Here is a 7,424-nt window from a genome sequence, read left to right as displayed (position 1 = left end):
CCCCGCGCCGCCCCCGCCCGCGCAGCACGCCCCGCCGGCACCCGAGCACCCGCACCCCAAGCCGGAGCCGGTGGAGGAGCACCCCGCCCCGCTGCCCCTCCCGCAGCCGGTCCAGGAGCAGCCCGCGCCGCCCGCGGAGCAGCCCGTACCGCTCCCGGCTCCGGCGCCCGCCCCGCAGCCGCCGGCCGCGGAGGCACCCATGCCGCTGCCCGCGCCGCAGCCTCCGGCCGAGGAGCTTCCGCACACGCTCCCCGCCCCGGCGCCCGGCCCGGCCCCCGTGGTCGAGGAGGCGCCGCCCGCGCCGCCGCACGGCAGCCATCCCGTGGAGCGCCCGGCCCCGGCGCCGGCCCCCGAGGCCGGACCGCCGGCGGACCAGCCGCCGGCCGCCCCCGGCGGCGACATCCCCGTCTACGTCCCGCCGGCGCCCGCACCCGCTCCCGCCCCCGAGGCGGCGCCCGCACCGGTCCCCGCGCCGGCCCCGGCTCCGGCCTCCGCCGGGGTGGGCGGGCCCGTGCTGGCCGAGACGGGTGCGGGTCAGCCCGCGGCCGCGGCGGCCCTCGCCTCCGCCCTGATCCTGGGCGGCGCGATTCTGTACCGGCGGTCGCGCATCTCCTGACCGGGCAATACCGGTAATCGGAAGAAATATCGGCCGGAGAATCCCTCTCGGATTCTCCGGCCGCTGTCATGTACCCGCGCGTCCGCGTTTCCACGGCGCACGGGAATCGTTACGCATGGCGAAAGCGGCGCCGGTCGCCGTTGACGCCTCTGTCCACGAAAGAAGAGGATTTCGATAATGAAGCTCACGAAGGTCGCCGCTGTCGTCGTCGGCTCCGTCGCCGCCCTCGGCGCCTCCGGTACCGCGTTCGCCGCCGGGCCGGCGGCAGCGATGCCCCCCATGAGCCTGACCGGCGGGGTCACGGAGACCCTGGACTCGGTCGCCCCCGTCACCGAGTCCCTTCCGCAGACGGTGGGCAACGGACTGGCCGAGCAGGGGGACACCGTCAACAAGGTCGTGGGCACGGCCCAGAAGGTCAACAAGGTCCGCAACGACGTGCCCGGAACCGTCCTCGGCCTCGCGAACGGCGCCACCCAGGCGTCGCCGATGCTGGGCGGCGTACAGCTCAACGGCGGCAAGGGCTGATCCACGCCGGTCGGATCCGGGCCGGGTCGCGTCCGGCACCCGCCGACATGACTGTGGGCGCCACCGGCAAGGCCGGGGCGCCCACGGTCGGTTGTGCGACGGCGTCAGTCGTTGACGCAGACGTTGCCGAACGCCGGGTTCAGCAGGGCGATCACGTTCACGGTGTTGCCGCAGACGTTGACCGGGACGTGGACCGGGACCTGGAGCAGGTTGCCGGAGAGGACGCCGGGGGAACCCACGGCCGCGCCCTCGGCCGACGAGTCGGCGACGGCGGAGCCGGCGGCGCCGGCCGCGGCGAGACCAGCGGTGGCCAGGACCAGGGCGGCCTTCTTGGCAGAGTTCATGGGAAGTGCACCTTCTGTTCGACGTTCCGCCCCGCTCCGGGGCTCACACCGAGCGAAACGGTTCGACACTCCCCGACGACACGGTTTCGCACACGATCAGACCTGTTCGGCTCAATCGCCTTCACCGTGTTGCCGTTTCGGGGCCGCTTAGGGGACGGCGGGGAGCTGGACCGCGGGGAGTTGGACGTCGGGGATCTGCACGTCGGGAACCTCCGGCACGAGGTCCGCGGGGGCCGCCGGAACGGGCAGCGCCGGCGGGGTGAGGGGCGGCAGCTCGGGGATCTCGACCTCGGGGATCTCCGGGAGCTGCACTCCCGGGATGCCCGGCAGGTTGATCTCCGGCAGCTCGATCTCGGGCAGTTCGATCTCCGGGATCTTGATGTCCGGCAGGGTGACGCCCGCCGGCAGCAGGGCCTTGATCTGGGCGAGGAGCCCGTTGACGAGGTCGTCGATCGGGCCGGCCGGGGCCGCCTTGGTGGACACCGCACCGGACCCGGAGTCGACTGCGCTCGCGGGTGCCGCCGCGCCGGTCAGCATGACGACGGCGAGCGCCGAGGGGACGAGAAGACGGGCACGGGACGGCCTGGTGCGGTGCATGGAGGTTCCTTCACGTGGGGACACGGGGACTCGCGGGCGGACCCGGTCGGGCCGCTCCTTGACTCACCGTGGGAACACCTCGCACGGAGCGCAACAGGAGCACGGGCGACTGGGGTCGCGTACGGGCTTCGCGCACGTGTCCGCAGGCGGCTCACCCGGGCTGGGGAAAACGTGGGGACGCGCGGGCCGTTTGAGTGAAGGAGCGGAACCAACCCCCTGACCGGGCAGTTGACCAGGGCGCTCCATCAGCGGGCACTCGTGCGACAAAAGGATCAAGATGTTCAAGAAGTTCATGACCGCCGCCGCGGTCTCCGCCGTTGCCGTCGGCGCTGGCGCTGCTGCCGCGGCCCCGGCCATGGCCATCGGCAACGACAACGGCGTCAACACCGTCAACGGCAACGGTGCCCAGCAGATCTACGGCAACCAGAAGACCCACGGCGACCAGAGCCCGCAGCTCAGCCTGGTCCAGGGCTCCCTGAACAAGCCCTGCATCGGCCTGCCGGCGAAGGTCAACGCCCAGTCGCTGATCGCCGCGCTCAACATCGGCGTCCAGGACATCAACGTCCTGTCCAACCCGCAGAACCAGCAGTGCACCGAGAACTCCACCCAGGCCAAGGGCGACGAGCCGCTCTCGCACATCCTGGACAACATCCCGGTCCTCTCGGGCAACGCCTCCGTCGGCAGCTGACGCCCGCCGCTCCGCCCGGTGGGCGGGGCCGGGCCCGCCGGCCCGCGCGGTGATGTGACAGGGGCCCCGGCAGCGTCCAGCTGCCGGGGCCCTCGTACGTGCCGCGCACGTGCCGCTCAGCCGGTCCAGAAGTCCCACCACCGGGTGAGGACCAGCATCCCGATCACCCCGACGTGCAGGGCGGGCGGGGCCCAGCCGAACTCGGTGAAGAAGACCCGCAGCGGGCGGGGGGCGGGGAGCACGCGGGTACGGACGTTGTGCGCGGTGACCGCCCAGAACATCAGCAGCGTCGCCACCCAGGCCAGGCAGCACCACAGGCAGAGCGCGTTGATCTCGTAGAGCGACTGGCCCATGAGCCAGCTGCAGAAGCCGACGCCGAACAGCGTGCCGGCGTTCAGTCCCAGCCAGAACCAGCCGCGGTAGTGGGCGCCCGCCAGCAGACCTGCGCCGACGCAGACCACGACGGCGTAGGCGACCAGCCCCAGCATGGGGTTGGGGAAGCCGAAGGCCTGCGCCTGCTCGCTCTGCATCACGCTGCCGCAGGAGACGACCGGGTTGAGACTGCAGGCGGGCTTGAAGTCCGGGTCCTCCAGCAGGAGGAACTTGTCGAGGGTGATCACCCAGGAGGCCAGCACTCCGGCCGCGCCGGTGACGGCCAGCAGCCACGCCAATCCCTTTGGCGCGCCGCCGCGTTCACCCTCATGTCCACTGCGGGGCCGTACCTGCTGGCGCGGGAGGCCCACTGTATTCGTTGCCATGTGGCCCATAATCCCCCGTCTCCGCCCAGAGCGGTCCCAACCGTGAGCATTCGTACGCAAGTTGACCTGAAGGTGTGGCGGGAACCTCCGATGCTTCCCGGACGTTTTACCGAACCCCGGACGTGATGTCAGAGCCAGGGGTTACGTTGAGCTTCCGCGAAGTGACAAGCTGCGACGGCCTGGAGACCCACCTTGAGCGATCCGTACGAGACAACCGAGGCGCACCTCGACCGACTCCTCGGCCGCGCCCTCAACTCCTTCGACCTGCCCGACCGGCTGGTGGAGCGCCTCGGCACGGCGCTCGCCCACAGCTCTTCGCTCTGCACCACCCACCACAATCCGGCGGCGGGTGTCTGGCGGGAGACCCGCCGGCACACCTATCTGCTGGCCGACGGCGGCTCGGTCTCGCTGTGGGAGCTGTCGTACCGGCCGACGGGCGACGGGGCCGTGCGGCACGAGGTCTTCACCAGCAAGGCGGAGACCTGCCTGGCAGTGGCCCGGCTGTTCGGGGAGTCCGCCGCCGGGGCGGTCCCGGATCCGGTGCCGCTCGCGGGCGAGGAGGAACCGGACGGCGGTCCGGCGGCGTTCGGTGCGCTGTTCGCCACCCCGGCGCCGGCGGCCCGGCACCGGGAGTACGTGGTGGAGGAGTCCGCCGACCACGCCCGGCGGGTGCTGCGCCGCGCGGAGAACGCGGACCGGCCCGGCGAGCGGGTGGCGGCGCTGCTGCGCTCGGCGTACGCGCACCACATCACGCAGGCGTTCGGGACGCGGCAGGCCCTGTCGAACGGGCGGGACGCCGGCTTCAACCTCTACGAGCACGCCTTCGTGCTGCTGGACGGGACCGAGCTGAGCCTGTGGGAGGTCGAGCACACGGCGACACCCGACGGGCGGCACATGTGCGAGGTGTACGAGAGCGAGGCCGCCGCGCGCGGGGCGATGGAGTTCCGCGCCCGCGTCGGCTGAGCGCTGCCGCCCGTCCCGTCCGCCCGTCCCGCGTCCCGGCCGCGTCGGGGTGTCCCGGGGCAGCGGCGACGAGGAATCCGGCCAGGGGAAACGGACATGCCCACCCGTGACGGGTGGGCATGTCTGCAGTGAAGCTCGCTAGTGCTGTGACCGGAAAGGTTTGCCGGGTCGCGGTGTCCGGTGCGGTGCATCGCAAGGCGGAGGGCCATGTCTCGTACTGGACGTACGTGCGTGGTCCGACAACGCGGCGAGGTGCCGTGCCGGGCGCCGTGCCCCGGTGAACCTTTCCGGTCACAGCACTAGAGGGCGGGCACCTTCTCCGGAGTGCCGACCGGGGTGCTGCCCGCGTGCTCGGCGGCGCCCTCGCGCTCCTCCATCGGGATCGCCTTGCGCGGCAGCATGAACATCACCGCGGAGATGACCACCAGCACGCCCACGACCCACCAGAGCGCGCCGCGGAAGGCCTCGACGTAGGGCGGGCCGAAGACCATGTCGTCCTCGATCAGCCCGAAGAAGACGACGGAGGTCAGGGCGAGGCCCAGCGCGTTACCCATCTGACCGGTGGTGTTGATCAGGCCGGAGGCCGAGCCCGCGTCCCGGCGCGGCACCTCGGACAGCGTGGTGTCGTTGAGCGGGGCGACGATCAGGCCCATGCCGATGCCCATGAGGATCAGCGGGGCGGCCATCTGCCAGGACGCTATCTCCATGCCGTAGTGCTCGGACTCCCAGATGTAGAGGATCAGGCCCGCGGCCATGACCAGGGCGCCCGCCTGGAGCACCTTGCGGCCGAAGCGCGGGACGAGCTTCTCGACGGAGAGGCCGGCGGCCACCGAGACGGCGATGGAGAAGGGGATGCCGGTGGTGCCGGCCCGCAGGGCGCTCCAGCCGAGGCCCATCTGCATGTAGAGCGTCCAGACCAGGAAGAAGATGCCGGTCGCGATGCCGAAGGTCAGCTGGACCGCGATGCCCCCGGCGAAGCTCTTGACCTTGAAGAGGGAGAGCTCGACGAGCGGGGAGCCGTCCTTCTTGGTCTTGTACATCTCGTACGCGATGAACACGGCGAAGACGAACGGCGAAGCGATCATGAGGATGAAGCCCCACGCCGGCCAGCCGTTCTCGCGGCCCTGGGTGAGCGGGAAGATCAGCATGACGAGGGCGAGCGTCGCCAGGACCACACCCACCAGGTCCAGCCGCAGCGCCTGCGGGGCCTTGGACTCGGTGATGAACTTGCGGCCCAGGATCAGGCCCGCGATACCGACGGGCAGGTTGATCAGGAAGATCGGGCGCCATTCGAGGCCGAAGAGGTTCCACTCGGTGAGCAGCGCGCCGAGCATGGGGCCGGAGACGGCACCGAGGCCCACGATCGCGCCGAACATCCCGAAGACCTTGCCGCGCTCCTGGGGCGGGAAGGTGACGTGGATGATGGCCAGCACCTGCGGCACCATCATGGCGGCCATACCGCCCTGGAGGATGCGGGAGGCGACGAGCATGGCCGGGTCGGCCGCGATGCCGCAGAGCAGCGAGGCGGTGGTGAAGCCGGCGATACCGATGAGGAAGAGGCGCTTGCGTCCGTAGATGTCACCGAGACGGCCGCCGGTGATGAGACCTGCGGCGAACGCGAGCGCGTAGCCGGCGGTGATCCACTGGATGGCGCTGGTGGACGCGCCGAAGTTCTGGCGCAGGGTGGGTATCGCGATGTTGACGATCGTGACGTCGACCAGGTCCATGAAGGCCGCGGTCATCACGATGGCGAGCGCCAGCCAGCGGCGGCGGTCGGGGGGTGAGCTGGGTGCGTCGTGGGCTACGTCGTTCCGCTCTTCTTGTACGGGCCCGTTCTCTCTTTCGGGCAGCGTCTTGGACGTCTCGGTGGTCATGAGGAGAAACCTAGACGGGATGTAGGTCAGTGCGTGTCCTATTTGGCTGGCAACCTGGATCACATGACCGACACACCGGCACGGCTGCTCTCCCTGCTGTCCCTTCTCCAGACCCCGCGCGAATGGCCGGGGAGCGAGCTGGCGGAGCGGCTGAGAGTGAGCGCGCGGACCATCCGGCGCGACATCGAGCGGCTGCGGGAGCTCGGCTACCCGGTGGAGGCCACGCTCGGGGCCGAGGGCGGCTACCGGCTGGTGGCGGGAGCGGCGATGCCGCCGCTGCTGCTCGACGACGAGGAGGCCGTGGCGATCGCGGTGGGGCTGCGGGCGGGGGCCGGGCATGCGATCGAGGGGGTCGAGGAGGCCTCCGTACGCGCTCTGGCGAAGCTGGAGCAGGTCCTGCCGTCGCGGCTGCGGCACCGGGTGGGCACGCTGCAGTCGGCCACCATCGCGCTGACGCGGGGGGACGGGGCCAGCGTGGACCCGCGGACGCTGACGACGATGGCGTCGGCGGTGGCGGGGCCGGAGCGGCTGCGGTTCGCCTACCGGGCACGGGACGGGGCCGAGACGCGCCGGCTGGTGGAGCCGTACCGGCTGGTCAGCACGGGCAGCCGCTGGTATCTCGTCGCCTACGACATGGAGCGGGAGGACTGGCGGACCTTCCGGGTGGACCGGGTGGCGGAGCCCTTCGCGACGGGGGCCCGGTTCGCGCGGCGGGAGCTGCCGATGGACCCGGAGGAGTTTGTACGGCGGGGGCTCGGCGCGCACGGCTCGCGGACGTACGCGGTGGAGGTCGCCTTCGAGGCGGGCGCGGCGGAGCTGCCGGAGTGGCTGCGGGCGGCCGCGGTGCCGGGCGGGAGCACGCCGGCCGTGGTCCGCTTCGAGAGCCGGGACGCGCCGGAGTGGCTGGCGGCCCGGCTGGCCCTGACGGGCCTGCCCTTCACGGTCCGCGCACCGGGTTCCCTGGCGGAGGCGGCCCGCCTGCTGGGCGCACGCCTGACCGGAGCCGGTTCCCCGCGGGAGGCGCCGGAAGGCTGAGGACAGCCCTTTGGGCCCGAAGGG

8 protein-coding genes and 1 pseudogene are annotated in these 7,424 nt (G+C 71.9%); 5 read left to right on the top strand and 4 right to left on the bottom strand.

Going from position 1 to position 7,424, the window contains the following annotated elements; translation table 11 throughout:
- Both AAT21_RS38190 and AAT21_RS22980 read left to right on the top strand, forming a co-directional pair.
- Positions 1 to 616 (top strand): annotated as a pseudogene (locus AAT21_RS38190) (hypothetical protein); the annotation flags it as partial.
- Between the two features lie 177 nt (positions 617 to 793).
- Positions 794 to 1,141 (top strand): hypothetical protein, encoded by a 348-nt coding sequence (locus AAT21_RS22980; protein ID WP_046778829.1) that lies wholly within the window; start codon positions 794 to 796, stop codon positions 1,139 to 1,141.
- A 104-nt stretch (positions 1,142 to 1,245) separates the two neighbouring features.
- Here AAT21_RS22980 and AAT21_RS22975 read toward each other — a convergent pair whose 3' ends face one another.
- The gene (locus tag AAT21_RS22975; protein WP_030845163.1) at positions 1,246 to 1,485 is read right to left on the bottom strand and encodes a chaplin; all 240 of its coding nucleotides are present in this window, start codon (positions 1,483 to 1,485) and stop codon (positions 1,246 to 1,248) included.
- A gap of 147 nt (positions 1,486 to 1,632) precedes the next feature.
- The gene (locus AAT21_RS34645) at positions 1,633 to 2,082 is read right to left on the bottom strand and encodes a hypothetical protein (RefSeq protein WP_052757949.1); all 450 of its coding nucleotides are present in this window, start codon (positions 2,080 to 2,082) and stop codon (positions 1,633 to 1,635) included.
- Between the two features lie 277 nt (positions 2,083 to 2,359).
- Here AAT21_RS34645 and AAT21_RS22965 point away from each other — a divergent pair, with 277 nt between their 5' ends.
- The gene (locus AAT21_RS22965) at positions 2,360 to 2,770 is read left to right on the top strand and encodes a rodlin (RefSeq protein WP_030649254.1); all 411 of its coding nucleotides are present in this window, start codon (positions 2,360 to 2,362) and stop codon (positions 2,768 to 2,770) included.
- 116 nt (positions 2,771 to 2,886) lie between these two features.
- On the opposite strand, the gene AAT21_RS22960 is transcribed toward AAT21_RS22965, so the two are convergent.
- Positions 2,887 to 3,528: a vitamin K epoxide reductase family protein gene (locus AAT21_RS22960; protein WP_046779029.1), complete on the bottom strand. Its 642-nt coding sequence runs from the start codon at positions 3,526 to 3,528 to the stop codon at positions 2,887 to 2,889.
- A gap of 192 nt (positions 3,529 to 3,720) precedes the next feature.
- Here AAT21_RS22960 and AAT21_RS22955 point away from each other — a divergent pair, with 192 nt between their 5' ends.
- Positions 3,721 to 4,491, top strand: coding sequence for a DUF6227 family protein (locus AAT21_RS22955; protein ID WP_046778828.1), 771 nt, complete (start codon positions 3,721 to 3,723; stop codon positions 4,489 to 4,491).
- A gap of 299 nt (positions 4,492 to 4,790) precedes the next feature.
- Here AAT21_RS22955 and AAT21_RS22950 read toward each other — a convergent pair whose 3' ends face one another.
- Positions 4,791 to 6,365 carry an MFS transporter gene (locus AAT21_RS22950; protein ID WP_046778827.1) on the bottom strand — a complete coding sequence of 525 codons (1,575 nt, stop codon included), beginning with the start codon at positions 6,363 to 6,365 and terminating at the stop codon, positions 4,791 to 4,793.
- A gap of 63 nt (positions 6,366 to 6,428) precedes the next feature.
- Between AAT21_RS22950 and AAT21_RS22945 the strand changes: the two genes are divergently transcribed.
- Complete coding sequence (locus tag AAT21_RS22945) at positions 6,429 to 7,400, top strand: helix-turn-helix transcriptional regulator (protein ID WP_046778826.1); 972 nt, start codon at positions 6,429 to 6,431, stop codon at positions 7,398 to 7,400.
- The last annotated feature ends 24 nt before the right edge of the window (positions 7,401 to 7,424 follow it).

This window comes from Streptomyces yangpuensis, assembly GCF_001005295.1.
GTDB classification, from domain to species: domain Bacteria; phylum Actinomycetota; class Actinomycetes; order Streptomycetales; family Streptomycetaceae; genus Streptomyces; species Streptomyces yangpuensis.
This window is presented reverse-complemented; position numbering and strand designations above follow the sequence as displayed.

Excerpts from the sequence above, each read along its gene's own strand:
- AAT21_RS22950 (WP_046778827.1), bottom strand. The coding sequence starts at position 6,365 with ATGACCACCGAGACGTCCAAGACGCTGCCCGAAAGAGAGAACGGGCCC.
- AAT21_RS22975 (WP_030845163.1), bottom strand. The coding sequence starts at position 1,485 with ATGAACTCTGCCAAGAAGGCCGCCCTGGTCCTGGCCACCGCTGGTCTC.
- AAT21_RS22965 (WP_030649254.1), top strand. The coding sequence starts at position 2,360 with ATGTTCAAGAAGTTCATGACCGCCGCCGCGGTCTCCGCCGTTGCCGTC.
- AAT21_RS34645 (WP_052757949.1), bottom strand. The coding sequence starts at position 2,082 with ATGCACCGCACCAGGCCGTCCCGTGCCCGTCTTCTCGTCCCCTCGGCG.
- AAT21_RS22980 (WP_046778829.1), top strand. The coding sequence starts at position 794 with ATGAAGCTCACGAAGGTCGCCGCTGTCGTCGTCGGCTCCGTCGCCGCC.
- AAT21_RS22945 (WP_046778826.1), top strand. The coding sequence starts at position 6,429 with ATGACCGACACACCGGCACGGCTGCTCTCCCTGCTGTCCCTTCTCCAG.
- AAT21_RS22960 (WP_046779029.1), bottom strand. The coding sequence starts at position 3,528 with ATGGCAACGAATACAGTGGGCCTCCCGCGCCAGCAGGTACGGCCCCGC.